A 26,108-nucleotide genomic window follows, 5' to 3' on the forward strand; every position below is an offset into this window, starting at 1 on the left:
CTACGACGGGCGACTATATGAGGAGATCCGCGGCGGGGCGGGGGCGCCGCGGTCAAGGCTCCGGCCGGTACTGGATAGGCTGGGGCCGACCGACGCAAGGAGGACAAGGGACGATGGCAGGCAACACGGAGCCGCTTTCGCCGCGGGCCAAGCTGGCCGTGACGGCGGGCAAGGCCGCGGCGGCGGTGTCGCGGGCCGCGGGACGCGGAAGCGGATCGGTGATCGGTGGCAAGGTCGCACTCAGGCTCGACCCCGATCTTCTCGGCGCGCTGGCGCAACATCTCGATGTCGTCCTCGTCTCCGCGACGAACGGCAAGACCACGACGACCCGACTGATCGCGGAGGCCCTGCGGGCCAGCGGTCCGGTCGTCTCCAACGCCCTCGGCGCCAACATGCCGGCCGGCATCACGTCCGCGCTGGCAGGCGGCTCGGACGCCAAGTACGGCGTCATCGAGGTCGACGAGAAGTACCTGGCCGGAGTGGCCCGGGACGTCACCCCCAAGGTGATCGCCCTGCTCAACCTCTCCCGCGACCAGCTGGACCGCGCCGCCGAGACCCGCATGCTCGCGGAGAAGTGGCGCGAGGGCCTCCAGGGCTCCAAGGCGGTCATCGTCGCCAACTGCGACGACCCGCTGATCGTGTGGTCCGCCTCCTCCTCCCAGAACGTGGTGTGGGTCGCGGCCGGCCAGGAGTGGAAGGACGACGCCTGGTCGTGCCCCTCCTGCGGCGGTGTCATGCAGCGCCCGGGCGACGACTGGTTCTGCGGCGAGTGCGGATTCCGGCGCCCGACCCCGACCTGGGTGCTCTCCGGCGACCACGTCCTGGACCCGCACGGCTCGGCCTGGCCGATCCACCTCCAGCTGCCCGGCCGCGCCAACAAGGCCAACGCCGCGACCTCGGCGGCCGTGGCCGCCGTCTTCGGCGTCCCGCCGCAGGTCGCGCTGGAGCGGATGTACCAGGTGCAGGCCGTCGCCGGCCGCTACGACGTGGTGAGCTTCCAGGGCCGTGAGCTGCGGCTGCTGCTCGCGAAGAACCCGGCGGGCTGGCTCGAAACGTTTTCGCTGATCGATCCCCCGCCGACCCCGGTGATCCTCTCGGTGAACGCGCGCGGCGCCGACGGCACCGACACCTCCTGGCTGTGGGACGTCGACTACCCGCGGCTGGCCGGTCACCCGATCTTCGTGATCGGTGACCGCAAGCTGGACCTCGCGGTCCGCCTGGAGGTCGCGGGCCTGGACTTCCGGGTGTGCGACACCCTCGACGAGGCCGTGCAGCTCGCGCCGCCCGGACAGATCGAGCTGATCGCCAACTACACCGCCTTCCAGGACGTGCGCCGCCGCGTCGGCAACTAGTACCCATAAGGACAAGAGCATGAGCGACAACAGCCTGCGTCTGGTGTGGGTCTACCCGGACCTGCTGAGCACGTACGGAGACCAGGGCAACGCCCTCGTGGTGGAGCGCCGGGCGCGCCAGCGCGGCCTGGACGTGCAGCGCGTGGACGTGCGCAGCGACCAGCCGATCCCCACCTCGGGCGACATCTACCTGATCGGCGGTGGCGAGGACCGGCCGCAGCGTCTGGCCGCGGAGCGCCTGCTGCGCGACGGCGGCCTGGAGCGGGCCGTCTCGAACGGGGCGATCGTCTTCTCCGTCTGCGCCGGGTACCAGATCCTCGGCAAGGAATTCGTCAACGACCAGGGGCAGCGTCAGGAGGGCCTCGGCCTGCTGGACGTCGTCACCCTGCGCGGTGAGGGCGAGCGGTGCGTCGGCGACGTCCTCGCGGACATCGACCCGCGCCTGGGCCTGCCGCAGCTGACGGGCTTCGAGAACCACCAGGGCGTGACCCACCTCGGCCCGACGGCCAAGGCGTTCGCCCGGGTGACCATGGGCCGTGGCAACGGCACCGGTGACGGCACCGAAGGCGCGTACAACGACACGGTGTTCGGCACGTACATGCACGGTCCCGTGATGGCCCGCAACCCGCAGATCGCGGACCTGCTGCTGAAGCTGGCCCTCGATGTGAACGCGCTGCCGGCCATAGACGACCGGTGGTACGAGGCGCTGCGCGCGGAGCGCATCGCGGCCGCGACGCAGCCCGCGTAGCGCCCCGCGGACCGCTCATCGGGGCGGCCCCCGCATCATGTGTTCGGCCCGGTTTTCCCTAGGGGGAACCGGGCCGACATCGTTTCGTACGACGAGTACGACCAGCATGTGGAGGATGGTTCAGTCCACCTCTCCACCGCTTGTAGGGTGGCCGTAGTTCCAACCGGACGACGTGGTCCGGTCGTCGGCCCACGTTGCAAAGGTCCGTTCCTGCCATGCGCATAGGTGTGCTCACTTCCGGTGGCGACTGCCCCGGTCTCAACGCCGTCATCCGCTCCGTCGTGCACCGTGCCGTGGTCGACCACGGCGATGAGGTGATCGGCTTCCTCGACGGCTGGAAGGGCCTGCTGGAGGCGGACTACCGCAAGCTCGACCTCGACGCCGTCGGCGGCATCCTCGCCCGAGGCGGCACCATCCTCGGCTCCTCCCGGGTCCAGCCCGCGCACCTGCGCGACGGCGTGGAGCGCGCCCGCGGCCATGTCGCGGACCTCGGCCTCGACGCGATCATCCCGATCGGTGGCGAGGGCACGCTGAAGGCCGCGAACCTGCTCGCGCAGGCCGGCCTGCCGATCGTCGGCGTCCCGAAGACCATCGACAACGACATCGCCTCCACGGACGTCACCTTCGGCTTCGACACCGCCGTCGGGGTGGCCACGGAGGCGCTTGACCGGCTGAAGACCACCGCCGAGTCCCACCAGCGCGTGATGGTCGTGGAGGTCATGGGCCGCCACACGGGCTGGATCGCCCTGCACTCGGGCATGGCGGCCGGCGCGCACGCGATCGTGGTGCCGGAGCGCCCCTTCGACATCGAGCAGCTGACGGAGATCGTCGGCGAGCGCTTCTCCGCGGGCAAGCGGTTCGCGATCGTCGTGGTCGCCGAGGGCGCCAAGCCGAAGCCGGGCTCGATGGACTTCGAGGAAGGCGGCACCGACATGTACGGGCACGAGCGGTTCGCCGGGATCGGCAACCGGCTCGCCGTGGAGCTGGAGCACCGCCTGGGCAAGGAGGCCCGGCCGGTGATCCTGGGCCACGTCCAGCGCGGCGGCACGCCGACCGCGTACGACCGGGTCCTCGCCACCCGCTTCGGCTGGCACGCGGTGGAGGCGGCGCACCGGGGCGAGTTCGGCATGCTGACCGCGCTGCGCGGGACGGACATCGTGATGGTGCCGCTCTCCGAGGCGACCTCGACCCTCAAGACGGTTCCGGCCGACCGGTACGACGAGGCGCAGACCGTTCTCTGACGTCCCTTTTGTGCGCCCCTCTATCCTGGGCCGCCCCCGCGCGCAAGAGCGTGCGGGGGCGGCACTACTGTGGTGGGGCACCACGGTCAAGGGAGTGAACAGATGGATCACAGCGGGCACGGCATGGACATGCACATGGACATGGACCTGCCGCCGTTCACTCTCGGGCGCGGACTGGAGTTCTCCTTCGACGCCTTCTTCCTGATCGGCTCGCTGGTCGGGCTCGCCCTGTACGGGTGGGGCGTGCTGCGGCTGCGCCGGCGCGGGGACTCCTGGCCGCTGGGCCGGACCATCGCCTTCACCGTGGGCGTGCTGACCGTGATCCTCGTGATGTGCACCAAGCTGAACGACTACGGCATGGTCATGTTCAGCGTGCACATGGTCCAGCACATGGTGATCAGCATGGTGACCCCGATCCTGGTGCTGCTGGGTGCCCCGGTGACGCTGGCGCTGCGTGCGCTGCCGCCCGCCGCCCGCGGTCACAAGGGGCCGCGCGAGCTGCTGCTGATGCTGCTGCACAGCCGGTACATGAAGGTGATCACCCACCCGGCCTTCACGATCCCGATGTTCATCGCGAGCCTCTACGCCCTGTACTTCACCCCGCTCTTCGACTTCCTGATGGAGAGCCGGACCGGGCACATCGCGATGATGGTCCACTTCCTCGCGGTCGGCCTCATCTTCTTCTGGCCGATCATGGGCATCGACCCGGGTCCGCACCGGCCGGGCTATGTCATGCGGATGCTGGAACTGTTCGCGGGCATGCCCTTCCACGCCTTCTTCGGCATCGCCCTGATGATGGCGAGCCAGCCTATGATCAAGACGTACGCGAACCCGCCGGCGTCCCTCGGCATCGACCCCCTGCTCGACCAGCAGTGGGGCGGCGGCATCGCCTGGGCCTTCAGCGAGATCCCCTCGGTGCTGGTCCTGATCGCCCTCGTCTACCAGTGGTACCACTCCGAGCAGCGGGCCGCGCGGCGCTCCGACCGGGCCGAGGACCGCAGTGGTGACAAGGAGCTGGCGGCGTACAACGCGTATCTCGCCTCGCTCCAAGCGCGTGGCCAGTAGCGCGACACCGCCTTCGCGCGCGACCATGGGGCATGACCGGATCCGTTAAGGCGATGGCTGTCATGACCTTCGCCGCTCTGGTGGCCGTCGCCACGTATTCCGTGGCCCTGGGCAGCAACGGCTGGCTGTGGTTCGGCTGGGTGGTGCTGGGGCTGCTGACCGCCGGGATGGCCGCCACACGCAATGTCTGAGTAAGTCCCCTCCGCCCCCTGCACCCCGTGGCTCACCGTCCGTAAAATGGCTGTGACAACGGGATATCGACAGGAGCGGCCTGGTGTTCTACCACTTGCTCAAGCACGTGTTGCTCGGCCCCCTGCTGCGACTGCTGTTCAGACCTCGGATCGAGGGTCTGGAGAACATCCCCGCCGAGGGTGCCGCGATCGTCGCGGGCAATCACCTGTCCTTCTCCGACCACTTCCTGATGCCCGCCATCCTCAAGCGGCGGATCACCTTCCTGGCGAAGGCCGAGTACTTCACCGGTCCCGGGATCAAGGGCCGGCTCACCGCCGCCTTCTTCCGCAGCGCCGGGCAGATCCCCGTGGACCGGTCGGGCAAGGACGCCGGGCAGGCCGCCCTGCGCGAGGGGCTGGCGGTACTGGCCAAGGACGAGCTGCTGGGCATCTACCCGGAGGGGACGCGCTCGCACGACGGCCGGCTCTACAAGGGCAAGGTGGGCGTGGCGGCGATGGCCCTGGGCGCCGGGGTGCCCGTGGTGCCCTGCGCGATGGTCGGCACCTTCGAGATCCAGCCGCCCGGGAAGAAGATCCCGAAGATCCGGCGGGTGACGATCCGCTTCGGCGAGCCGCTGGAATTCTCCCGGTACGCCGGGATGGAGGGCGAGCGGGCGGTCCTGCGGGCGGTCACCGACGAGATCATGTACGCGATCCTCGGACTGTCCGGCCAGGAGTACGTCGACCGGTACGCGGCCGAGGTCAAGGCCGAGGAGGAGGAACAGCGGAAGAAGGCCCGGCGCACCGCGCGCTGAGCCTTCTCCCGCTCGTCCTGGCCGCTCCCGCCCGTCCTTAACGGACGGCGGGGAGCTCCTCCGGCGCCGGGAAGACCGAGGACTCGGCCGGGGCGTCGGACGACAGGGACTTCGCCGCGGCCGGGGCCGGGGCCACGGGGGTGGCGTGCGGGGCGCACGTCACGTCCTTGGCGTCGACCTTGCCGGTGAGCAGGTAGCTGTCCACCCGGGTGTTGATGCAGGGGTTCAGCAGGCTGGTGACGCCGTGCGAGCCCGCGCTCTTCTCGGTGATCAGCCGCGAGCCGGCGAGGCGGCGGTGCAGCTCGACCGCGCCCTTGTACGGGGTGGCGGCGTCGCGCTCGGACTGGACGATCAGTACGGGCGGCAGCCCGTGCTTGGCGCCGACCGCGATCGGGGTGCTCTGCTTGGCCTTCCAGGTCGCGCAGGGGAGGTTCATCCACGCGTTGGACCAGGTCAGGAACGGGTACTTCTGGTGCAGCTTGGTGTTGTCCCGGTCCCACTTGGACCAGCTGGTGGGCCACTTCGCATCGGCGCACTCGACGGCGGTGTAGACGGCGTTGCCGTTCTCCGACGCCGCGTTGCCCTTGACGTCGGTCATGTCCGGGGCGATGGCGTCGACGAGCGCCTGCTCGTCACCGGCCTCGTACGCGGCCCAGGTCTGGGCGACGGGCACCCAGGAGGAGTCGTAGTACGGGGCGCCCTGGAAGAAGCCGATGAGCTCGGCCGGGCCGACGATCCCGCCGAGCGGGTTGGCCTTGGCCTTGGCGCGCAGCTTCTGGTAGCGGGCCTCGACCTTGGCGCGGGTGTCGCCGAGGTGGAAGACGGCGTCGTTCTTGGCGACCCAGTCCTGCCAGTCGTTCCAGCGCATCTGGAAGGCGACGTCCTGGCCGAGGTTGGCCTCGTACCAGATGTTGTCCTGCGACGGGTCCACCACGCTGTCGACGATCATGCGGCGCACGTGGGTCGGGAAGAGGGTCGCGTAGACCCCGCCCAGGTAGGTGCCGTAGGAGACGCCGAGGTAGTTCAGCTTCTTCTCGCCGAGGCCGGCCCGGATCACGTCGAGGTCGCGCGCGGTGTTCGGCGTGGTCATGTGCGGCAGCATCTCGCCGCTGCGCTCCTTGCAGCCGTCCGCGTACTCGGCGGCGAGCTTGCGCTGGGCGCGCTTGTCGGCCTCGGAGTCCGGGACCGGGTCCGCCTTGGGGGCCTTGACGAACTCCTGCGGGTCGATGCAGGAGATCGGCGCCGAGTGGCCGACGCCGCGGGGGTCGAAGCCCACGAAGTCGTAGGCCTTGGAGGTGTTGACCCACAGCGGGCTCTTGGTGGTGACGCGGCGCGGGAAGCGCATGCCGGAGCCGCCGGGGCCGCCGGGGTTGTAGACGAGCGCGCCCTGTCGCTCCTCCTTGGTCCCGGTGCTGCCGATCCGGTCGACGGCGATGTCGATGGTCTTGCCGTACGGCTTCGCGTAGTCGAGCGGGACCTTCACCCAGCCGCACTGGATGGGCTTCTCGAAGCCCCAGTCCGCCGGGCAGTCCTTCCAGTCGATCCCGGTGCGGGCGGCGCGGGCGGCGGCGATCTGGACACCCAGCGCCTCCGGGAGCCTGCCGTCGCTGCCGGCCGAGGCCGCCGCGGCCGGCGGGGCCAGCAGCAGGCTCGCCGCGAGTGTGCCGGTGATCAGTGTGGCGGCGCTCCCCAGCGCCGCGTTGCGTATCACGTGGTTGTTCCCCCTGCGTCAGGTGCCGCCGTGGGCGGCCGGGTTGGTCGGGTTCGGTCGTCGGCGTGCAGGGGGATCCTGTCGTCTGACCGGGACCCGGCGACAGGGCCGGATCGACTTCTTTGCCAACCCGATAACCGGAAAGGCGTGTACCGCTGAGCGGTGCCTGTTGCGTCCCGCTTTCACCACCCGTAGGTACGGCAGGCCTCGTCGAGCAGCTCGCGCACCAGCAGGGCGTCCGCGGCCAGGACCGTCACCAGGACGGCCGGGCCGGTCAGCGGCGTCACCGCGGCGAACTCCCCCAGGACCGCCGCGGCGGGCGGATTCTCGGCGAAGACGGGGTCCACGACGAGGAGTTGACCGAGCGCCCGGTATCCGGCGAGGCCCGCCGGGCCGTCCCAGCCGCCGGGAGCGCCGGGGCCGCAGGCGAGCTCCTGGTCCAGCAGCGGACGGCCCCCGCGGTCGACGGTGAGGCGGCTGCTCAGCAGGCCCGGAACCTCCCCGGTGCGGCCCAGCACCTGCTCCTCGCGCAGCACCAGCCGTGCTGTGGGGGCCAGTCGGACCCGGGTGCGCACCCTCAGGTCGCTGCCGCGCACCGAGACCAGCGGTTCGGGCAGCCACCGCACCGACGCCCCCTCCCCCAGGGTGAGGTGTACGTCGTAGCGCGCGGGCTCGCCGGACCGGCCGGGCAGGGCCAGGGTGGCCGCCGCCGAAGCGAGGGTGAGCCGCGCCCCGGGCCCGGCGGTGGCCTCGACGGTGAGGTGGTCCCCGCCGAGCGGGGCGCTCATCGCGCCGACCAGCATGACCCCGGCCTCGGCGGCCGACGGCGAGCGGGTGCGGCGCAGCGCGAGTGGTCCCTCCCCGGCGAGCAGCGGCAGTGCGGTGCCGCCCCGCCCGTCGGCGACGGCGTGGATGCGGGCGGTGGCCCGCAGGCCCGCCGGGGGCGCCGGGGGCGCCGGCGCCGTGTCGGTGGTGGTCGCGGCGCTCACCGCGAGGACCAGGCGGCGATCCGCTCGCGTACCCAGGCGGCCACCGGGCCGACCCCCTCGGGTCCGCGCAGCGACTGGAAGGCGACGGGGAGTTCGCCGCGCTGTGCGGCGGCGTCGCGGGCCATCCGGTCGAGGTCGGAGCCGACGTGGGGGGCGAGGTCGGTCTTGTTGACGACGAGCAGGTCGGCGGTGGTGACGCCGGGGCCGCCCTTGCGGGGGATGTCGTCCCCGCCGGCCACGTCGATGACGAAGATCTGGGCGTCGACGAGTCCGCGGGAGAAGGTGGCGGTGAGGTTGTCCCCGCCGGACTCGACGAGGATCAGGTCCAGTCGGCCGTTCTCCCGGAAGACGTCCTCCAGTTCCTCCACGGCTTCCAGGTTGGCGGAGATGTCGTCGCGGATGGCGGTGTGCGGGCAGGCCCCGGTCTCGACGGCGGTGATCCGCTCGGGCGGCAGGACGGCCTCGCGGAGCAGGAACTCGGCGTCCTCCCGGGTGTAGATGTCGTTGGTGACGACGGCCATGGACAGTTCGGTGCGCAGCGCGCGGCACAGGGCGGCGACGGTGGCGGTCTTGCCGGAGCCGACGGGTCCGCCGAGTCCGATGCGCAGGGCCCGCCGGGTGCCGTCGGGCCGCAGGGGATCGGCGCTGTGGGTGTGCCGGTGGGGGTAGGTCACGGCATGGTCGAGGTGCATGAGGGGTCTCCTTCAGGGGATTCAGGAAGCGAAGAGGCGTACCGGCCAGTCGGCATGGACCTCCGCCGAGATGTCCAGCAGCGGCGAGGAGGCCGCGGGCAGCGCGTCCGGGCCCTGCGAGCGGGCCTGCAACGCGGCCCGCTCCGCACGGGCCGCGACGGCGTCGAGCTCGGGGGCGAGCCGGGCCAGTACCCCGCTGGCCTCGAAGGGGTCCAGGCCCAGCAGCCGTACGGTCGCGGTGGCGGGTCCGCCGACGCTCTCGTACGCCGCCACGTGCGCGGCGTCCCCGGGCCCGAGCCCGGCCGCCCGGGCGGTGACGCCGAGCACCACGGGCTGGTGGGCTCCGCGCGGGAACGCCGCGGCCAGGGCTTCCAGTTCGGCGGCGGGCCAGGTGGCCCGGGCGGCGCGCAGCAGCTGCCGCCCGAGCCGCCGGGCCGCGGTGCGCAGCGCCGGCGAGGGGGTACGGGCGTCGGCGGCGGCGTCGAGCACGGCCGGGTCGAGCCCGAGGGCGGCGGCCGCGGCGAGCGCGGCGGCGGTGAGGCCGGTGGTGTGCAGCCGGCCCCGGCAGAAGTCCTCCAGGGTGGCGGCGTCATGGATCCGGCCCGCCTTGCAGGCGGCCTCGGCCCCGCCGGAGTGGGCGTGGCCCCCGGCGGGGAATCGGCCGTCGGCGAGGACGAGCAGCGCGGCGCGGCTCATCGGCAAGGACCTCGTCTCAGAACAGGAAGTAGCGCTGGGCCATGGGCAGTTCCGCCGCGGGCGCCGGTTCCACGGCCTCCCCGTCGATGGTGACCGTGAAGGTGTCGGCGTCGACCTCGACCCTCGGCATGGCGTCGTTGTTGCGCATGTCGGCCTTGCTCAGCTTGCGAGTGCCCTCGATGGCCACGAACTGCTTGCCCAGCCCCAGCCGTTCGGGCAGTCCGTCGTCGAGCGCGGCCTGCGCGGTGAAGTTGAGGGAGTTGAGGCCGGGGGCGCGGCCGTGGCTGCCGAACATGGGCCGGGGCAGGACGGGCTGCGGGGTGGGGATGGAGGCGTTGGCGTCGCCCATCTGCGCGTAGGCGATCTGGCCGCCCTTGATGACGAGTTCGGGCTTGACCCCGAAGAAGGCCGGGTTCCACAGCACCAGGTCCGCGAGTTTGCCGGTCTCGACCGAGCCGATCTCGCGGGCCAGCCCCTGGGCGACCGCGGGGTTGATCGTGTACTTGGCGACGTAGCGGCGGGCCCGGTGGTTGTCGGCGGGTCCGTCGCCGGGGAGGAAGCCGCGGCGCTTCTTCATCACGTGGGCGGTCTGCCAGGTGCGCAGCACGACCTCGCCGACCCGGCCCATGGCCTGGGAGTCGGAGGAGATGATGGAGATGGCTCCGAGGTCGTGGAGGACGTCCTCGGCCGCTATGGTCGAGGGCCGGATCCGCGATTCGGCGAAGGCGAGGTCCTCGGGGACGGCCGGGTTGAGGTGGTGGCAGACCATCAGCATGTCGAGGTGTTCCTCGACGGTGTTGACGGTGTGCGGCCGGGTGGGGTTCGTGGAGCTGGGCAGGATGTTCGGCTCGGAGACCACGGTGATGATGTCGGGTGCGTGCCCGCCGCCCGCACCCTCGGTGTGGTACGAGTGGATGGTCCGCCCGGCGATGGCGGCGAGGGTGTCGGCGACGAATCCGGCCTCGTTGAGCGTGTCGGTGTGGATGGCGACCTGCGCGCCGGTCTCCTCGCACACCGAGAGGCAGGCGTCGATGACGGCCGGGGTGGCCCCCCAGTCTTCGTGGATCTTGAATCCGAGGGCGCCGCCGCGCAGTTGGGAGTGCATCCCCTCGCGGGACATGGTGTTGCCCTTGCCGAGCAGGCCGATGTTGACCGGGTAGGCCTCCAGGGCCGCGAACATCCGGGCCAGGTGCCAGGGCCCGGGGGTGACGGTGGTGGCCTTGCTCCCTTCGGCCGGTCCGGTGCCGCCGCCGACGAGGGTGGTGATCCCGGAGGCGAGCGCCTCCTCGATGACCGTCGGGGAGATGAAGTGCACGTGGGCGTCGACGGCGCCGGCGGTGACGATCTTCCCGTTGCCTGCGATGATCTCGGTCTCGGGGCCGATGACCAGGGCGGGGTCGACCCCGTCCATGGTGTCGGGGTTGCCGGCCTTGCCGATGCCGCAGATCCGGCCGTCGCGGATGCCGAGGTCGGCCTTGACGATGCCCCAGTGGTCGAGGACGACGACCCCGGTGATCACGGTGTCGGGGGCGCCCTCGGCCCGGGTCGTGCGGGCCTGCCCCATGGATTCGCGGATCACCTTGCCGCCGCCGAAGACCGCCTCGTCGCCGGCCCGTCCGGGGCCGCCGCCGAGGTCCTGCTCGATCTCCACGAAGAGGTCGGTGTCGGCGAGCCGGATCCGGTCACCGGCGGTCGGCCCGAAGAGGTCGGCGTACACCTGGCGGGAGAGCTCAGCCATCGAGCGGCCCTCCGGTCTCGCCGCGCAGCCCGGGTACGGTGCGCAGGCCCGCCAGCGGTACGAGTTCCACCGCGACCGGGATGCCCGGCTCGAAGCGGACGGCCGTACCGGCGGCGACGTTGAGCCGGAGCCCGCGGGCGGCGGAGCGGTCGAATTCGAGGCCGGGGTTGGCCTCGGCGAAGTGGTAGTGGGATCCGACCTGGACCGGCCGGTCGGCCGCGTTGAGCACGGTGAGACGGGTGACGGGACGGCCCTCGTTGAGGGGTACCTGGCCGTCCCCGTAGGCGATTTCGCCGGGGATCATGCGGGGGTACTCCGTTTCAGACGATCGGGTCGTGGACCGTGACGAGTTTGGTGCCGTCCGGGAAGGTCGCTTCGACCTGGACGTCGTGGATCATCTCGGGGATCCCCTCCATGACCTCCTCGCGGGTCAGGACGGTACGGCCCGAAGCCATCAGCTCGGCCACGGTCCGGCCGTCGCGGGCCCCCTCCAGGAGGTGCGACGTGATCAGCGCGATCGCCTCCGGATGGTTGAGGCGGACCCCGCGCGCCCTTCGCTTCTCGGCCACGTCGGCGGCCACGTGGATGAGCAGTCTTTCCTGCTCGTGCGGTGTCAGTTGCACTCGTATCACCAAGCTTCCGGGACAAGATCAACAAAGGGCGGGGCGACCCTACCGTCGTTCAACACTTTGTTGACCTGCGCATATCCGAACCAAGCGTCTCTTGCCCAACCCAGGGAAAGGCTTTCCGCCCCGACCACCGCCGCTTTACCGGATCATGGGTGATCATTGGCGGTCGAACGTGGCCGCCACGCTAAGCGCTGCGCTTTTCCGCTGAGTTAACCCACGTTTCGGGCAGGTACCCGGTTCAACTCCGGTGCCCCGCGGACCCGATTCCGTATACGGCTCCGCACACGGATCCCCATCGAGGAGACAGATGTTCATCAACCCCGTCCGGCACATCACCTTCGACGTCCTCGACCCCTACCGGGTCGCCGAGTTCTGGTCCGCGGTGACCGGCTTCACGATGCACCCCGACGACGTGGAGGGCGACGACGAGATCATGCTGGAGCCCGGCGCGCCCGGGGTACCGGGCCTGCTGTTCATCCGGGTCCCGGACGGCAAGTCCGTCAAGAACCGGGTCCACTTGGACATCCAGCCGCCCACCGGCACCCGGGACGAGACCGTCGAGCGCCTGATCGGGCTCGGCGCGAAGCTCGTGGACGACCGCCGCGACGCGGACGGCGTCGCGGGCTGGGTCGTGCTCGCCGACCCGGAGGGCAACGAGCTGTGCATCGAGCGCAGTGCGGCCGAACGCGGCCTCGCCTGAGCGGGTCCCGGCCCAGGTCCGGGCCCCGTTTCGGGTCCCGTTCCGAGTGCGGGTCCGGGCCCCGCTTCGGGTCCCGTTCCGAGTGCGGGTCCGGGGCCGGGTCCGGATGGGATCCGGCAGGTCAGTAGCCGGTGGCGCTCCGCGCCGGGGCCCCGACGCTCCACGGCAGCGCGATCCACACCGTCTTGCCGCCGTCCTCGGTCGGGGTGACCGAGAGCCGGCCGCCCGCCTCCGCCGTCAGCCAGCGAATGATGACCATGCCCCGGCCGTTGTCCTGCTGGACGGCGGCCGGGAGCCGCTTGGGCCAGCGCGGGTGGCTGTCGGTCACCCCGACGCGCAGCCACTCCTGGCGCTCCAGCCGGACGTCGACGGTGAAGGTGGGCGACTGGCCGAAAGTGTGCTGTACGGCGTTGGTCGCGAGCTCCGAGACGATCAGCCGGACACTGTCGGCGGTGTCGGCGTCATCGGGGAGTCCCCATTCGCCCAGCACCTCCGCGACGTAACGTCGGGCAGTGGCGACCGAGGCGGGATCGCTCGGCAGAGTGACGGATGCTTCCTGGTGATCTGCCATGGCGACGGTCCCTTTCCCACCGGGGCGAAAAGCCCCGGATCTGTGCTGGACGCCAGAGTGCCACCCATCGTGCCGTCACATCTGCCTTTCCCCCAAGATGTGCATATATCTGTCGCTCGATGCGGTGAACTCTGCTACGGAAGAGCGTATTTGGACGGCAGACTGGTGCGAGCTGTGCCGGTGGAAGGAGGCGGGTGTGCAGCACGGTCCCGCGGTGCGCCGACGCAAGCTCGGCGAGGAACTGCGTGCCCTGCGCGACCGGTCCGGACTCACCAGTGGTGAGGCGGCCCGGATCATGGGATGGCACCAGTCGAAAATCAGCCGCATCGAGACAGGCCGCAGCGGTGTGAAGCCGGAGGACATCCGGCTCCTCCTCGACGCCTACGGGGAGATCGTGAGCCCCGAGCAGCGCGCGCTGCTGGAGGCGCTGTCGGCCTCGGCCGCCGGCCCCGGTCCGGCGGGCGACACCGGGCGCGGCCGCCAGTGGTGGCACGACTACCGGGGGCTGCTGCCGCAGGAGTACCGGGACTTCATCAGCCTGGAGGCGGGGGCCAGGTCGGCCCGTACGGTGGAGTTGTCCGTGGTGCCGGGGCTGCTGCAGACCCCCGGGTACGCGCGGGCCGTGACCCGGGCCGCGCTGGGCGGGCTGCCGGAGCCGAAGGTGGACGCGCTGGTCGACGTACGGCTGGCCCGGCAGTCGGTGCTGCGGGCCGATCCCCCGCTGGAGCTGAGCGCCGTACTGGACGAGGCGGTGCTGCGCCGGCAGATCGGCGGGCCCGGGGTGATGGCCGGGCAATTGCGGCATCTGGCGGAGGTGTCGAAGCTGCCTCAAGTACGCCTGCAGGTACTTCCGTTCAGCGTCGGAGGGCATCTCGGCCTGACCGGACCGTTCGTTATTTTTTCATTTCCGGACATCGCTGATCTGGATGTGGTGGTACTCGACCATTTGACGAGTAGCCTCTATCTGGAGCGGAAGGAAGACCTTGAGGCGTACGGCGCCGCGTTCCGCACCATCCAGGCGCACGCCCTCCCGCCCCAGGACTCGTCGGATCTCATCAGCTCACTCGCTGACGACGCGTAAGGAGGCACCCCCGTGTCCGCAACCCCCTTATCCACCAGCGGACTTCTGAACAGCGCGCGGTGGCGGCGGAGCAGCCGTAGCACCGGAATGAACAACTGCGTGGAAGCGGCCGTCCTGGACGGCGGCCTGCTGGCCGTCCGTGACTCCAAGCGGACGGACGGCCCGGCCGTGCTCTTCACCGGGCCGGCCTGGACCGGCTTCCTCGCCTCGGTACGGGCCGACGCGCACGCGTAGCCCCGTCCGGGACCACCCGGGAACGCCCTGGACCCGGGAACGCCCAGCACACGGGAAACGCCCAGGACCCCGGCCGATACGGCCTACCGGCCCTGGCCGTCCGTGGCTCCCGCGGGTGCGGTCGCCAGGATCGTCGCGACCGCCCGATCGATCTCGTCCCCCGTGAGATCGGCCCGGGCGGTCAGCCGCAGCCGGGAGATGCCGTCCGGCACCGACGGCGGACGGAAACACCCCACGGACAGACCCGCCTCGCGGCAGTCGGCGGCCCAGCGCAGTGCCGCCGACGCCGACGGGGCCCGTACCGACACCACGGCCGCGTCCGGCCGGGCCGCGGTCAGGCCGGACGCGGTGAGTCGCCCGTACAGCTGGGCGGCCACCTCGCGGGCGCGGTCCGCGCGCTCCGGTTCCCGCTGGAGCAGGCGCAGGCTCGCCAGCGCCGCCCCGGCGGCGGCCGGGGCCAGTCCGGTGTCGAAGATGAAGGTGCGCGCGGTGTTGACCAGGTGCCTGATCACCCGGGCCGGGCCGAGCACGGCTCCGCCCTGGCTGCCCAGGGACTTCGAGAGGGTCAGGGTGGCGACCACGTACGGTGCGCCCGCGAGCCCGGCCGCGTGCAGTGCGCCGCGACCGCCCGCGCCCAGCACGCCCAGCCCGTGGGCGTCGTCGACGAGCAGGGCGGCGCCCTCGTCCCGGCAGGCGGCGGCGTACTCGGCCAGCGGGGCGGCGTCCCCGTCCACGGAGAACACCGAGTCGCTGACCAGCAGCGCGCGGCCCTCGTGCGCGGCGAGCGTCTTGCGTGCGGTGTCCGGGTCGGCGTGCGGGACCACGGCCGTCTCGGCGCGCGAGAGCCGGCAGCCGTCGACGATCGAGGCATGGTTCCCGGCGTCGGACACGACCAGCGTGCCCCGGCCGCTGAGCGCGGTGACGGCGGCGAGATTGGCCGCGTAGCCGGAGGACAGGACGAGCGCGGCCTCGAAACCGCAGAAGGCGGCGAGTTCCCGTTCCAGCTCGGTGTGGAGTTCGGTCGTACCCGTCACCAGCCGCGAACCGGTGGCTCCGGCGCCCCAGCGCTCGGCCGCCTCCTGCGCACCCCGGACGGTCTCGGCGTGCCGGGACAGGCCGAGGTAGTCGTTGCTCGCGAGGTCCAGCAGCGGCGACACCGGCGGCCGGGGGCGCAGCGTGCGGACGAGGCCGGCCTCCTCCCGCGCGCGCTCCGCGTCGTCGATCCACGCGAAGACGTCCACCGGGTCGGGAGTGAGCTCGGGCATCGGCACGTCCTCGTGTTTTGTCGGCAGTCCACAGACCTGCCCCGACCCTAGCTCGCGTGACCGCTGCGCCAGGTGTGGTGATACACACACACCCATCCGGCCATGTTGTGCGATCTCTCCTTGGCCGGGAGCGGGGGTGTGGTCCAGGATCGGGTTCATGGACCTGCTGAACACCCTGGTGGACAAGGGGCTGCGGCGAGAGCTGCCGACCCGCGAAGAAGCGCTCGCCGTACTGGCGACTTCTGACGACGAACTGCTCGACGTGGTGGCCGCGGCCGGCAAGGTGCGCCGCCAGTGGTTCGGCCGTCGGGTCAAGCTGAACTACCTGGTCAACCTGAAGTCGGGCCTGTGCCCGGAGGACTGCTCCTACTGTTCCCAGCGCCTGGGGTCGACGGCCGGCATCCTCAAGTACACGTGGCTGAAGCCCGAGGAGGCCTCCCAGGCCGCCGCCGCCGGTGTCGCGGGCGGCGCGAAGCGGGTCTGCCTGGTCGCGAGCGGCCGCGGGCCGACGGACCGGGACGTGGACCGCGTCGGCAAGACGATCGCGGCGATCAAGGAGCAGAACGAGGGCGTCGAGGTCTGCGCGTGCCTCGGCCTGCTCTCGGACGGCCAGGCGGAGCGGCTGCGGGACGCGGGCGCGGATGCCTACAACCACAACCTGAACACCTCCGAGGCGACGTACGGTCAGATCACCAAGACCCACACCTACGCCGACCGCGTCGACACCGTGCAGAAGGCGCACGGGGCCGGCCTGTCCGCGTGCTCCGGTCTGATCGCCGGTATGGGCGAGAGCGACGAGGACCTGGTCGACGTCGTCTTCTCGCTGCGCGAGCTCGACGCGGACTCGGTGCCGGTCAACTTCCTGATCCCGTTCGAGGGCACGCCGCTGGCCAAGGAGTGGAACCTCACCCCGCAGCGCTGCCTGCGCATCCTGGCGATGGCGCGGTTCGTCTGCCCCGACGTCGAGGTCCGCCTCGCCGGCGGCCGCGAGGTCCACCTGCGCTCGATGCAGCCGCTGGCCCTGCACATCGTCAACTCGATCTTCCTCGGCGACTACCTGACCAGTGAGGGCCAGGCCGGTCAGGCCGACCTCGACATGATCGCGGACGCCGGTTTCGAGGTGGAGGGCGCCGGTACGTCGACCCTTCCCGCGCACCGCTCCGACGTCGCGGCCGCCGCCACCGGCGGGGGCTGCGGTTCGAACGGCGGCGCCTCGCTCTGCGGTTCGGGCGCACCCGCCGAGGGCGAAGCCGCGGGCTGCGGCTCCGCGTGCGGCGGCTGCTCCGGCCACGCGCCGGCGGACGAGGCGCCCGTACCGGTCCAGGCCGAGGCCGGCGAGGTCCGCCCGGAGCTGGTGGCGGTCCGCCGACGCGGCGCGGGGACGGATGTCGCCCCCAATGCCTGATCAGCGTGCATCGCTGGCCGCCGGCGCGGAACTGCTCGCACTGGACCGGCAGCACGTCTGGCACCCGTACGGCCCGATGCCCGGGCGGCAGGAGCCGCTGATCATCGCCTCCGCCTCGGGGGTGCGGCTGCGGCTCGCCGACCCGTCCCAGGGACACGGTCACGAAGAGCTGGTCGACGGCATGTCCTCCTGGTGGTCGGCGATCCACGGCTACAACCACCCGGTGCTCAACGAGGCCGCCACCGCGCAGCTGGGTCTGATGTCGCACGTGATGTTCGGCGGGCTCACCCATGAGCCCGCCGTCCGGCTCGCCGCGAAGCTCGTCGAGATCACCCCGCCGGGGCTGGAGCACGTCTTCCTCTCCGACTCGGGCTCGGTGTCCGTCGAGGTCGCGGTCAAGATGTGCCTGCAGTACTGGCGTTCGCTGGGGCGGACGGGCAAGACCCGGCTGCTGACCTGGCGCGGCGGCTACCACGGGGACACCTGGCAGCCGATGGCGGTCTGCGACCCCGACGGCGGGATGCACGAGCTGTGGCAGGGTCACCTGCCGCGGCAGGTCTTCGCGGACGCGCCGCCCGCGGGTTTCGACACGCCCGTGGACCCGGCGTACGCCGACCACCTGCGCGCGACGGTCTCCGCGCACGCGGACGAGCTGGCCGCGGTCATCGTGGAGCCGGTGGTGCAGGGCGCGGGCGGTATGCGCTTCCACCACCCCGGCTACCTGCGGGTGCTGCGCGAGCTGTGCGACGAGTACGGGGTCCTGCTGATCCTGGACGAGATCGCCACGGGCTTCGGCCGTACGGGCGCGCTCTTCGCGGCCGACCACGCGGGGATCACCCCGGATGTGATGTGCCTGGGCAAGTCGCTGACCGGTGGTTACCTCACGCTGGCGGCGACCCTGTGCACGGAGCGGGTGGCGAGCGGCATCTCCCAGGGCGAGGTACCGGTGCTGGCGCACGGGCCGACCTTCATGGGCAACCCGCTGGCCACGGCGGTGGCCCTGGCCTCGGTCGAGCTGCTGCTCGGCCAGGACTGGGCGACCGACGTCAAGCGGATCGAGGCGGGGCTGCGCGAGGGCCTGTCGGCCGCGGCCGGCATCCCCGGGGTGAAGGACGTACGCGTCCTGGGCGCCATCGGCGTGGTGCAGCTCGACCACGAGATCGACGTGGTGGCGGCCACCCGGGCGGCGGTGCGGGAGGGCGTGTGGGTGCGCCCGTTCCGGGACCTGATCTATGTGATGCCGCCGTTCGTGACCGGTGACGAGGACGTGGACCGTATCTGCCGTGCGGTGTGCGCGGCGGCGCAGGAAGGCTGAGATGTCCGTACTGATGGTGTCCGGGACGGGTACCGAGATCGGCAAGACGGTGGTCACGTCGGCGATCGCGGCCGCCGCGGTGGCCGCCGGCCGATCGGTGGCGGTGCTCAAGCCGGCGCAGACGGGTGTCGGCCCGCAGGAGCCGGGGGACGCCGCGGAGGTGGTCCGGCTGGCCGGTTCCTCCGTCACGGCGGTGGAACTGGTCCGCTATCCGGAGCCCTTGGCCCCGGACACGGCGGCCCGCCGCTCGGGGTTGGCGACGCTGTCCCCGGCACAGATCGCGGAGGCCGCGGAACGGCTGTCGCTGGACCACGACCTGGTCCTGGTGGAGGGTGCGGGCGGGCTGCTCGTCCGCTTCGACGAGTCGGGCAACACGCTGGCCGACGCGGCCCGCCTGCTCGGCGCGCCGACGCTGATCGTCGCCCAGGCGGGTCTGGGCACGCTCAACTCCACCACCCTCACGGCGGAGGCCCTGCGGGCCCGGGAACTGACCGCGCTGGGTGTGGTGGTGGGCAGCTGGCCGAAGGACCCGGACCTGGCGGCCCGCTGCAACCTGGCGGACCTCACGGAGTCCTCGGGCCTGCCGCTGCTGGGTGCGGTCCCGGAGGGCTCGGGAACCCTCGCGCCGGATCGTTTCCGCGCGTCGGCCCCGTCCTGGCTGGCCCCGCCCCTGTCGGGCACCTGGTCGGCGGAGTCCTTCCTGTCCACCTGGCCCCCACCCCCCTTCACCCCCGCCGGCGCACCCGGCCCCGCCGGCGTTTGAGGCGCGGGGCCGGGGGCGGAGCCCCGAGTCCTTGAGGCGCGGGCGCGCCCGGCATCACAGCCCAGCCCCGCCGGCGATTGAGGCGCGGGGCCCGGGGCGGAGCCCCGAGTCCTTGAGGTGTGGCCGCCCGACCAGGGGCGGCCACACCCACCAACCCAGGCACCGGCACGGACACGGGCACCGGCGGCTAGCCGAGCGGCTTGACCCAGCGCGTCCACTGCTCCTGGGGCCGGTAGCCCACCGCGTCCCACACCCGGTGCGCCCGCTCGTTGCGATCGAGCACCATCGCGTCCCCGCGCCGCCCGCCCAGCGCCACGAACCGCTCCTCGGCGGCGGCCAGCAGCGCGGCCCCGATGCCCTGCCTCCGGTAGCCGGGGTGCACGGCGAGCCGGTAGAGGTGACAGCGCCACCCGTCGAACCCGGCGATCACCGTGCCGACGACTTCCCCGTCGCGCCGGGCGAGCAGCAGCGCCCCGGGGTCGCGGTCGTGCAGCCGCTCGACCCCGGCGAGATCGTCGCTGATACTCGTTCCCTCCGCGGCGGTCTTCCAGAAGGCCAGGACCGCTCCCAGGTCTGCGGCCGACGCGGAGCCGATATGAAGATCAGTCATGGCCGAATCCCATCATCCGGGCTTGCTCCGCCAAAAGAATGATCCGTTCCCTTTGCTCGTCCTTTACCATGTGGTGAAAGGCCCCTCTTGAGTGAAAGGTGTGAGCGTCCGCCCATGGGCGAGCCTCCCAGTCCACGACATACGCGTTCGCGACATCGCGCGGTACCCCTCCTCCTGGCCGACCATGGGACGGAGGTGATCGACCGATGACCGAGGTGCTCCTGCTCGTCGTGGCACTGCTGCTCTGCCTTGCCTGCGGAGTCTTCGTCGCGGCCGAGTTCTCGCTCACGACCGTCGAGCGCAGCGAGCTCGAACGGGCCGTCGAACGCGGCGAGCGCGGGGCCGACAGCGCCCTGGCCGCCGTCCGCACCCTGACGTTCCAGCTCTCCGGCGCCCAGCTCGGCATCACCGTCACCGGCCTGGTCATCGGCATGATCTCCAAGCCGTCGATCTCCGCCCTGCTCCAGGGCCCCTTCGAGGCCATGGGCCTGTCGGCCGCCACGGCCTCCTCCGCCGCCCTGATCCTCGGCACCGCCCTCTCGACCGTCGTCCTGATGGTCGTCGGCGAGCTGGTGCCCAAGAACTGGGCGATCTCCTCCCCGCTGGCGGTCGCCAAGCGCGTGGCGACCACGCAGCGGGTCTTCAGCCGGGCCTTCCGGCCCCTGATCAGCCACCTCAACACCACCGCGAACCACCTGGTGCGCCGCTTCGGCATGGAGCCCGCCGAGGAGCTGGCCTCCGCGCGCACCCCGCAGGAGCTGGTCGCCCTCGCGCGTCACTCCGCGAAGGCGGGCGCGCTGGAGAAGGACACGGCCGAGCTCTTCGTCCGGACCCTGAACCTCGCCGACCTGACCGCGGAGAACGTGATGACCCCGCGCGTGCAGGTGACCGCCCTCGACGTGCAGACGACCGCAGAGGACGTGGCGAACGCGACGCTGGCCACCGGCCTGTCCCGCTTCCCGGTGTACCGGGGCAGCCTCGACACGGTCGTCGGCATCGTCCACATCAAGGACGTCCTGGCCCTGCCGGCCGCGGAGCGCCGCCGCCGTCCCGTGTCGCAGCTGCTGCGCGAGCCCCTCCTCGTACCGGAGTCGCTGACCGTGGACCGGCTGCTGGACCGGCTGTCCGGCAAGCAGACGATGGCCGTGGTCATCGACGAGTACGGCGGCACGGCCGGAGTGGCCACGCTGGAGGACATCGTCGAGGAGGTCGTCGGCGAGGTCCGCGACGAGCACGACCCGCACGAGACCCCGGACCTGGCCCCGGCCGGTACGGACGACTCCGGGCGCCAGCTCTACTCCGCCGACGGCGCGGCGCGCACCGACCAGCTCCAGCGGATCGGACTGCGCGTGCCGGACGGCCCGTACGAGACCCTGGCCGGCCTGATAGCGACCGTGCTCGGCCGGATCCCGGCGGTCGGCGACCGCATGGAGCTGAACGGCTGGCAGCTGGACGTGGTGGACGCCGGCGGGCGACGGGCGGCGCGCGTGCTGCTGCACGCCCCGGCCGGGCCCGCCGCGGGAACGGAGGAGAGCCGATGACCGTCATCCAGCTGCTGATCGGCCTGGCGACCCTGGTCGTCAACGCCTTCTTCGTCGGCGCGGAGTTCGCGCTGATCTCGGTCCGGCGCAGCCAGATCGAACCGTACGCCGAGCAGGGCGACCGGCGGGCCCGCGCCGTCCTGTGGGGACTGGAGCACGTGTCGGCGCTGATGGCGGCGGCCCAGCTGGGCATCACACTGTGCACCCTGGTGCTGGGCGTGGTGGCCGAACCGGCCATCGCCCATCTGCTGACCCCGCTGTTCGACCTCGTCGGGGTACCGGCGGGCGTGACCCACGCGATCTCCTTCGTGGTGGCGCTGACGCTGGCGACGTACCTGCACATGCTCTTCGGGGAGATGCTGCCGAAGAACGTGGCGCTGTCCGAGCCCGTGCGCACCGCGCTGCTGCTGGGGCCGCCGCTGGTGACCCTCACACAGGTGCTGCGGCCGGTGATCTTCGCGATCAACGCCTTCGCCAACGTCCTGCTGCGGCTGCTGCGGGTGGAGGTCAAGGACGAGGTGGCGGCGACCTTCTCGGACGACGAGCTGGCGCGGATGGTCAAGGACTCCAGTGACGCGGGGCTTCTCGACGGCCGGGCGAGCGAGCGCCTGCACGACGCGCTGGAACTGGGCCGGCGGCCCGTGACCGATGTGGTGCTGCCCGCGGACCGGGTGGTCCCGGCCCGGGAGGGCATCACTCCGGGCGGCCTGGAGCTGCTGTCGGCCGAGTCCGGGTACTCCCGGTTCCCGGTGATCGACGCGCAGCACAAGATCCTGGGCTACCTGCACGTGAAGGACGCCCTGGACGCGGACGACGAGGAGCGGGACGAGCCCTTCCCGGTGTCGGCGCTGCGGCCGATCGCCCAGGTGCGGGCGGAGACCCCGCTGGACGACGTGCTGACCGCCATGCGGCGCAGCCGTACGCACCTGGCGGCGGTACTCGGGGCGGACGGCGCCATGACGGGCCTGGTGACGATGGAGGACGTGCTGCGGGAGCTGTTCGGCAGGCCCGCGTCCACGTGATCCTTCGAGGCGTGCGGTCCCCGGCCCTGCGAAGCCGGGGTACCGCGCGGTAACATCACTCCGCCATGGAGATGAATGCCTCTTACACCAGTTTTGTCGCGATCGGTGACTCCTTCACCGAGGGCATGTCCGACCTGCTTCCGGACGGCTCCTACCGCGGCTGGGCCGATCTGCTGGCCGCCCGCCTCGCCGCCCGGGAACCGGCCTTCCGCTACGCGAACCTCGCGGTCCGCGGCAAGCTGATCGGCCAGATCGCCGAGGACCAGGTCCCGGTGGCGGCGGCGATGGGCGCCGACGTGGTGACCTTGGTGGGCGGGCTCAACGACGCCCTGCGCCCCAAGGTGGACATGGGCCGGGTCCGCGACCACCTGGAGTCGGCGGTGGAGCTCCTCGCCCCCTCCTGCAAGCGCCTCGTCCTGATGCGCTCGCCCGGGCGCAACGGGCCGGTGATGGAACGCTTCCGGCCGCGCATGGAGGAGCTCTTCGCCGTCATCGAAGAGCTCGCCGCCCGGCACGGCGCCGTGGTGGTGGACCTGTACGGGGCGTCCGTGCTCGCGGACCCCCGGATGTGGGACGTCGACCGGCTGCACCTGACCGCCGAGGGCCACCGCCGGGTGGCGGAGGCCGTCTGGCAGGCGCTGGGCCTGCCCGCCGAACTGGACTGGCGCACCGAACTGCCCGTCTCCGCTCCCCCGGGCTGGTCCGTACGCCGGGCCCAGGACCTGAGCTTCGCCCGGCAGCACCTGCTCCCCTGGATCGGCCGCCGCCTGACGGGCCGCTCCTCCGGGGACGGCCGCCCGGCCAAGCGCCCCGAGCTGCTGCCGCACGGGGACTCGCCGCTCTCGTAGCAAGGCACAATCCCGAGTGGTGGCCCTACCTGCGTAAACACACAGCGGTGGCCCAAGTAGAATCCCTCCACTGTTCTACCCCATTGGGCGTTTGGCCTGATCAGAGGCCGTGAGAGTGAGCTCCTGGGAGATCATCTCTCACAATTTCTCACGAGATGGCTGTGAGCTCACCTCCGTAGAACGTGTCGAGCGCGTCCGCGGCGACCCGCATGTCCTCGGCTTCGATGGACACGTACTTACGCTTCGTGAGCGCCGCGTTCGTGTGGCCGGCCCACGCGGCGAGGATGACGTCCGGGACGCCGCTGAGCGCGATGGCCTTCAGGGTCGAGTGGCGAGCGTCGTACAGGCGGACCCGGCGCAGCTCCGCCAGGCGCATCAGTCGGTACGTGTACTCGCGGAACTGGCGGGTGTTCAGCGGGATCCCGAGCTCGTCGACAGCGACGTAGCCGGAGTCGGTGTACCCCTCGCCCGCGGCTTCCTTCTCCTGCTCCTGCTGGGCCCGGAGCGCCTTGAGGGCGGCCCAGGGCCAGCGGGGCAGGGGCAACGCGCGCTCGCCGGCCGCGGTCTTCGTGTCCTTCTCCAACACCCGGTGGTTGCCCACCATGGTGCGGGTCTGCGTGATGTGCAGCAGCCCGTTGTCGAGGTCGATGTCCACCCACCGCATGCCGCAGACCTCGGCGGGCCGGAGGCCCATCAGGGACAGCAGTAGCGGCGCGAACAGCCGGTCTTCGAGGTTGCCGCGGATGAACGCCTGGACCTCGTCCACGGACCAGGGCTTTGCCCGGGCGCACTCCCGCTTGTCGGTCTTCTTGTCCGCCAGTGAGGGCCGCACCTCCTTGGCCACGTTCACGGCGACGAGCCGGCGGACCACGGCCCGGTCAAGGGCCTCCCGCAGGCGCGTCAGCAGCCCCTCGACCGTCGACACGGCGAGGCGGGTCCCCGGCTCACCGCCCTTGCGGCGCCCGGTGGCGATGACCTCGTCCACGAAATCGCGGACGTCGTCCTCGGCGAGCTCCTGGAGGCGGATGTGGCCGAGCCGGTCGTGTGCGTGGACGAGGGCCAGCCGGTACGTGCGGATGGTGGTTTCCTCGACGTCCCGTCGCTTGTACTCCAGCCACTGGTCGAGCCACTCACCCACCGTGATCTTGTTGGGGGCGATCAGCGTCCCGGCGGACCGTTCGGAGCGGATCCGGGCCCGCTCGTTCTTGACTTCGGTGATGGTGTCCCGGGTGATGGTGAGCTGGATGCGCTTGCCGGTCTCGTCGTAGCCGGCATCGACGACGGTGCGGTACCTGGTCTTACCGCTCTGTAGGACAACCTTCTTGATCTCGGCCATCGCTCCCCCTCCCCTGGCGCTCTCGGCCTACTGTGCGTCGCCGTCGGTGGTCCCGCCCTGGTGGGCGCGCCGCTCCTGGTGACGTCGGGCCAAGTCAGCCTGCGCCACTTCTGCGCGATCCAGCTCGTGACCAAGGCGCGCCAGGGACTCCCGCGCGAGGGACAGCCGGCGCTTGAACTCTTCATCCACGCCTGTGGTGTCTGAGGCGATCTGCGAGAACTCCAGCATCCGGAAAACGTCGCTGCGGAGAACCTCCGTCGCCCGCCCGGCCGGCTGGGCCCTGCCGTAGCGGAGGGCAGCGGGCAACGCGAGTTGCTCGAACTCTTCCTGCTTCTGCGGGTCCGCATTCTCCCAAAGTGGCGGCAGCGTCTCGTCTCCACGCCCCCATGCCCATACACGGTCGGCCTTCGCGGCGACCTCCGCCGTGACGTGCACCGTTGAGACGCTGTCCCCCTCCGGCGGAAGCAGCAGAGTCAACGGGCTCACGTTCATCGCGAGAGCGAAGGCGATGACGTCGTCGGTGTCGACCCTCCGTTCACCGCGTTCGATCTTGCTGATCACGGTTGCCAGGATCGGCCGGCCCACGGCGCGGAGCCGGTCGGACACGTCTTTCTGCTTCAGCTGCCGAGCCTTACGTACCCGCTCGATGTTCCGAGCGACCTGCGTGGGGGCCGATCCGGACTTCGGAATCTCCATAACCGAGATTCTGCACCATGGACTAGCGAAAGTACAGTGGACTGCGCTACGTTCTCTAAGACAGCGAATCGACTCCACGGAAACGAGAGTCGATGCCACAGTCTCGTGCCTGAAAACGGAGAGCCATCGTGAATGACCTCCCCACACTCGAAGAGATCCGAGGTTGGCCCGCGACCGTTGAGGTCCCCATGGCCGCAACGGCGATCGGCTGCTCGAAGAGCCACCTGTACGCGCAGATCAAGCGTGGCGATGCACCGGTTCGGGTGCTGACCTTCGGTACCCGCGTCAGGGTCGTAACCAGCAGCCTCGTCAGGCTCCTCGAAGCCGCATGAAAGCGGCCCCCAGCAGGTGCGCTAACACCTGTTCGCCGGGGGCCTGAAGCACCGCCGTCCTATCCGGAACAGCCAAACGGCCGCGCGGGAGTCGCAATCCCATATGCGCGGCCGTGAAGGAGCTTCAATGCCCAACGCTACCTCCTCCCTGCCCGTCCTCGCGAGCACGGAACTGAACATCTTCGACGCCGACCAGCGCAGCCGGATCCCGGCCGCCGCCGGCCTCGCCGCCACCACCCCGGCGAGCATCTACGCCGACAACCTGCGCAACCCCGAGCTTCGCGCGGCCTGCCGCCGGTCCACCCTCCCCCCGATGACCGACCGCGGCTGGCGCGTCCTCATCGAGATCGCGGAGATGAAGGTGGGCCAGCCCGCGAACTACGTGGCCTTCCTCGACCACCTCGCGAGCCTCATCTGGGACGCAGGCGACAGCAAGGCCGTCCTCGCCCAGGTCGCCGACCTCATCAGCCGCGTCCGCGCCGAGGCCGGCGAGTGACCACCAGCCGCACGACCGATCGCCCTGCCGCACCCGCGGCGGGGCCT

At 71.4% G+C, this 26,108-nt stretch carries 29 protein-coding genes; 17 read left to right on the top strand and 12 right to left on the bottom strand.

Annotated features, from left to right (window positions below; translation table 11 throughout):
- The first annotated feature begins 113 nt into the window (after positions 1 to 113).
- From ACFY0D_RS29545 to ACFY0D_RS29570, 6 genes are all read left to right on the top strand, one after another.
- Positions 114 to 1,352 carry a MurT ligase domain-containing protein gene (locus ACFY0D_RS29545; RefSeq protein WP_030010289.1) on the top strand — a complete coding sequence of 413 codons (1,239 nt, stop codon included), beginning with the start codon at positions 114 to 116 and terminating at the stop codon, positions 1,350 to 1,352.
- Positions 1,353 to 1,371: 19 nt separating this feature from the next.
- Positions 1,372 to 2,100: a type 1 glutamine amidotransferase gene (locus ACFY0D_RS29550; RefSeq protein ID WP_150256333.1), complete on the top strand. Its 729-nt coding sequence runs from the start codon at positions 1,372 to 1,374 to the stop codon at positions 2,098 to 2,100.
- A 215-nt stretch (positions 2,101 to 2,315) separates the two neighbouring features.
- Complete coding sequence (locus ACFY0D_RS29555; protein ID WP_351154518.1) at positions 2,316 to 3,341, top strand: 6-phosphofructokinase; 1,026 nt, start codon at positions 2,316 to 2,318, stop codon at positions 3,339 to 3,341.
- 102 nt (positions 3,342 to 3,443) lie between these two features.
- On the top strand, positions 3,444 to 4,406 hold the full coding sequence (locus ACFY0D_RS29560; protein WP_373039141.1) for a cytochrome c oxidase assembly protein: 963 nt from the start codon (positions 3,444 to 3,446) through the stop codon (positions 4,404 to 4,406).
- 32 nt (positions 4,407 to 4,438) lie between these two features.
- Positions 4,439 to 4,597 (top strand): hypothetical protein, encoded by a 159-nt coding sequence (locus tag ACFY0D_RS29565; RefSeq protein ID WP_030010293.1) that lies wholly within the window; start codon positions 4,439 to 4,441, stop codon positions 4,595 to 4,597.
- An 83-nt stretch (positions 4,598 to 4,680) separates the two neighbouring features.
- Entirely contained in the window at positions 4,681 to 5,391 is a 711-nt protein-coding gene (locus ACFY0D_RS29570) for a lysophospholipid acyltransferase family protein (protein ID WP_390801073.1), read from the top strand.
- A 37-nt stretch (positions 5,392 to 5,428) separates the two neighbouring features.
- Here ACFY0D_RS29570 and ACFY0D_RS29575 read toward each other — a convergent pair whose 3' ends face one another.
- The 7 genes from ACFY0D_RS29575 to ACFY0D_RS29605 form a co-directional block, all read right to left on the bottom strand.
- Positions 5,429 to 7,102 (bottom strand): alpha/beta hydrolase, encoded by a 1,674-nt coding sequence (locus ACFY0D_RS29575; RefSeq protein ID WP_390801074.1) that lies wholly within the window; start codon positions 7,100 to 7,102, stop codon positions 5,429 to 5,431.
- Positions 7,103 to 7,284: 182 nt separating this feature from the next.
- Positions 7,285 to 8,091, bottom strand: coding sequence for an urease accessory protein UreD (locus ACFY0D_RS29580; protein WP_390801075.1), 807 nt, complete (start codon positions 8,089 to 8,091; stop codon positions 7,285 to 7,287).
- On the bottom strand, positions 8,088 to 8,783 hold the full coding sequence (ureG, locus tag ACFY0D_RS29585) for an urease accessory protein UreG (protein ID WP_390801076.1): 696 nt from the start codon (positions 8,781 to 8,783) through the stop codon (positions 8,088 to 8,090). The genes ACFY0D_RS29580 and ureG overlap by 4 nt, the downstream gene beginning before the upstream one ends.
- Before the next feature lie 21 nt (positions 8,784 to 8,804).
- Positions 8,805 to 9,479 carry an urease accessory protein UreF gene (locus tag ACFY0D_RS29590; RefSeq protein WP_390801077.1) on the bottom strand — a complete coding sequence of 225 codons (675 nt, stop codon included), beginning with the start codon at positions 9,477 to 9,479 and terminating at the stop codon, positions 8,805 to 8,807.
- Between the two features lie 16 nt (positions 9,480 to 9,495).
- The gene (locus ACFY0D_RS29595; protein WP_390801078.1) at positions 9,496 to 11,217 is read right to left on the bottom strand and encodes an urease subunit alpha; all 1,722 of its coding nucleotides are present in this window, start codon (positions 11,215 to 11,217) and stop codon (positions 9,496 to 9,498) included.
- Positions 11,210 to 11,521 carry an urease subunit beta gene (locus tag ACFY0D_RS29600; RefSeq protein WP_390801079.1) on the bottom strand — a complete coding sequence of 104 codons (312 nt, stop codon included), beginning with the start codon at positions 11,519 to 11,521 and terminating at the stop codon, positions 11,210 to 11,212. Before ACFY0D_RS29600 ends, ACFY0D_RS29595 begins: the two co-directional genes overlap by 8 nt.
- Positions 11,522 to 11,537: 16 nt before the next feature.
- Positions 11,538 to 11,840 carry an urease subunit gamma gene (locus ACFY0D_RS29605; protein ID WP_030011137.1) on the bottom strand — a complete coding sequence of 101 codons (303 nt, stop codon included), beginning with the start codon at positions 11,838 to 11,840 and terminating at the stop codon, positions 11,538 to 11,540.
- A 313-nt stretch (positions 11,841 to 12,153) separates the two neighbouring features.
- Here ACFY0D_RS29605 and ACFY0D_RS29610 point away from each other — a divergent pair, with 313 nt between their 5' ends.
- Entirely contained in the window at positions 12,154 to 12,546 is a 393-nt protein-coding gene (locus ACFY0D_RS29610) for a VOC family protein (protein ID WP_390801080.1), read from the top strand.
- A gap of 121 nt (positions 12,547 to 12,667) precedes the next feature.
- On the opposite strand, the gene ACFY0D_RS29615 is transcribed toward ACFY0D_RS29610, so the two are convergent.
- Positions 12,668 to 13,117, bottom strand: a complete 450-nt coding sequence (locus ACFY0D_RS29615) for an ATP-binding protein (protein WP_351154527.1) — start codon at positions 13,115 to 13,117, stop codon at positions 12,668 to 12,670.
- A 196-nt stretch (positions 13,118 to 13,313) separates the two neighbouring features.
- On the opposite strand from ACFY0D_RS29615, the gene ACFY0D_RS29620 reads away from it, so the two are divergent.
- Together ACFY0D_RS29620 and ACFY0D_RS29625 are read left to right on the top strand one after the other, a co-directional pair.
- Positions 13,314 to 14,198: a helix-turn-helix domain-containing protein gene (locus ACFY0D_RS29620; protein ID WP_390801081.1), complete on the top strand. Its 885-nt coding sequence runs from the start codon at positions 13,314 to 13,316 to the stop codon at positions 14,196 to 14,198.
- A gap of 12 nt (positions 14,199 to 14,210) precedes the next feature.
- Positions 14,211 to 14,432: a DUF397 domain-containing protein gene (locus ACFY0D_RS29625; RefSeq protein WP_390801082.1), complete on the top strand. Its 222-nt coding sequence runs from the start codon at positions 14,211 to 14,213 to the stop codon at positions 14,430 to 14,432.
- A gap of 83 nt (positions 14,433 to 14,515) precedes the next feature.
- Here the strand turns inward: ACFY0D_RS29625 and ACFY0D_RS29630 are convergent, their stop codons facing one another.
- A complete protein-coding gene (locus tag ACFY0D_RS29630) occupies positions 14,516 to 15,697 on the bottom strand; it encodes an 8-amino-7-oxononanoate synthase (RefSeq protein ID WP_390801083.1) in 1,182 nt (393 codons plus the stop codon).
- A 157-nt stretch (positions 15,698 to 15,854) separates the two neighbouring features.
- Here ACFY0D_RS29630 and bioB point away from each other — a divergent pair, with 157 nt between their 5' ends.
- Genes bioB through bioD form a run of 3 tightly spaced genes read left to right on the top strand, consistent with a single transcriptional unit; the run spans position 15,855 to position 19,180 of the window.
- Positions 15,855 to 17,102, top strand: coding sequence for a biotin synthase BioB (bioB, locus tag ACFY0D_RS29635; RefSeq protein ID WP_382547546.1), 1,248 nt, complete (start codon positions 15,855 to 15,857; stop codon positions 17,100 to 17,102).
- Positions 17,095 to 18,417 carry an adenosylmethionine--8-amino-7-oxononanoate transaminase gene (locus tag ACFY0D_RS29640; RefSeq protein WP_390801084.1) on the top strand — a complete coding sequence of 441 codons (1,323 nt, stop codon included), beginning with the start codon at positions 17,095 to 17,097 and terminating at the stop codon, positions 18,415 to 18,417. The genes bioB and ACFY0D_RS29640 overlap by 8 nt, the downstream gene beginning before the upstream one ends.
- A gap of 1 nt (position 18,418) precedes the next feature.
- Positions 18,419 to 19,180 (top strand): dethiobiotin synthase, encoded by a 762-nt coding sequence (bioD, locus tag ACFY0D_RS29645; protein WP_390801085.1) that lies wholly within the window; start codon positions 18,419 to 18,421, stop codon positions 19,178 to 19,180.
- Between the two features lie 187 nt (positions 19,181 to 19,367).
- Here the strand turns inward: bioD and ACFY0D_RS29650 are convergent, their stop codons facing one another.
- On the bottom strand, positions 19,368 to 19,790 hold the full coding sequence (locus ACFY0D_RS29650; protein ID WP_390801086.1) for a GNAT family N-acetyltransferase: 423 nt from the start codon (positions 19,788 to 19,790) through the stop codon (positions 19,368 to 19,370).
- A gap of 206 nt (positions 19,791 to 19,996) precedes the next feature.
- On the opposite strand from ACFY0D_RS29650, the gene ACFY0D_RS29655 reads away from it, so the two are divergent.
- The 3 genes from ACFY0D_RS29655 (at position 19,997) to ACFY0D_RS29665 (ending at position 23,201) form a co-directional block, all read left to right on the top strand.
- Entirely contained in the window at positions 19,997 to 21,331 is a 1,335-nt protein-coding gene (locus ACFY0D_RS29655; protein WP_390801087.1) for a hemolysin family protein, read from the top strand.
- Positions 21,328 to 22,353, top strand: a complete 1,026-nt coding sequence (locus tag ACFY0D_RS29660) for a hemolysin family protein (protein WP_390801088.1) — start codon at positions 21,328 to 21,330, stop codon at positions 22,351 to 22,353. Before ACFY0D_RS29655 ends, ACFY0D_RS29660 begins: the two co-directional genes overlap by 4 nt.
- Before the next feature lie 65 nt (positions 22,354 to 22,418).
- Entirely contained in the window at positions 22,419 to 23,201 is a 783-nt protein-coding gene (locus ACFY0D_RS29665) for an SGNH/GDSL hydrolase family protein (protein ID WP_390801089.1), read from the top strand.
- A 148-nt stretch (positions 23,202 to 23,349) separates the two neighbouring features.
- Here the strand turns inward: ACFY0D_RS29665 and xerC are convergent, their stop codons facing one another.
- Complete coding sequence (xerC, locus tag ACFY0D_RS29670) at positions 23,350 to 24,537, bottom strand: tyrosine recombinase XerC (RefSeq protein WP_390801090.1); 1,188 nt, start codon at positions 24,535 to 24,537, stop codon at positions 23,350 to 23,352.
- Positions 24,538 to 24,564: 27 nt separating this feature from the next.
- Positions 24,565 to 25,233, bottom strand: a complete 669-nt coding sequence (locus ACFY0D_RS29675; protein ID WP_390801091.1) for a helix-turn-helix domain-containing protein — start codon at positions 25,231 to 25,233, stop codon at positions 24,565 to 24,567.
- A gap of 128 nt (positions 25,234 to 25,361) precedes the next feature.
- Between ACFY0D_RS29675 and ACFY0D_RS29680 the strand changes: the two genes are divergently transcribed.
- Positions 25,362 to 25,565, top strand: coding sequence for a DNA-binding protein (locus ACFY0D_RS29680; protein WP_390801092.1), 204 nt, complete (start codon positions 25,362 to 25,364; stop codon positions 25,563 to 25,565).
- 127 nt (positions 25,566 to 25,692) lie between these two features.
- On the top strand, positions 25,693 to 26,061 hold the full coding sequence (locus tag ACFY0D_RS29685) for a hypothetical protein (protein WP_390801093.1): 369 nt from the start codon (positions 25,693 to 25,695) through the stop codon (positions 26,059 to 26,061).
- Positions 26,062 to 26,108 lie beyond the last annotated feature (47 nt).

The sequence above is a fragment of the Streptomyces sp. NPDC001502 genome (genome assembly GCF_042894785.1).
In the GTDB taxonomy this organism is placed as follows: Bacteria; Actinomycetota; Actinomycetes; order Streptomycetales; family Streptomycetaceae; genus Streptomyces; species Streptomyces kutzneri.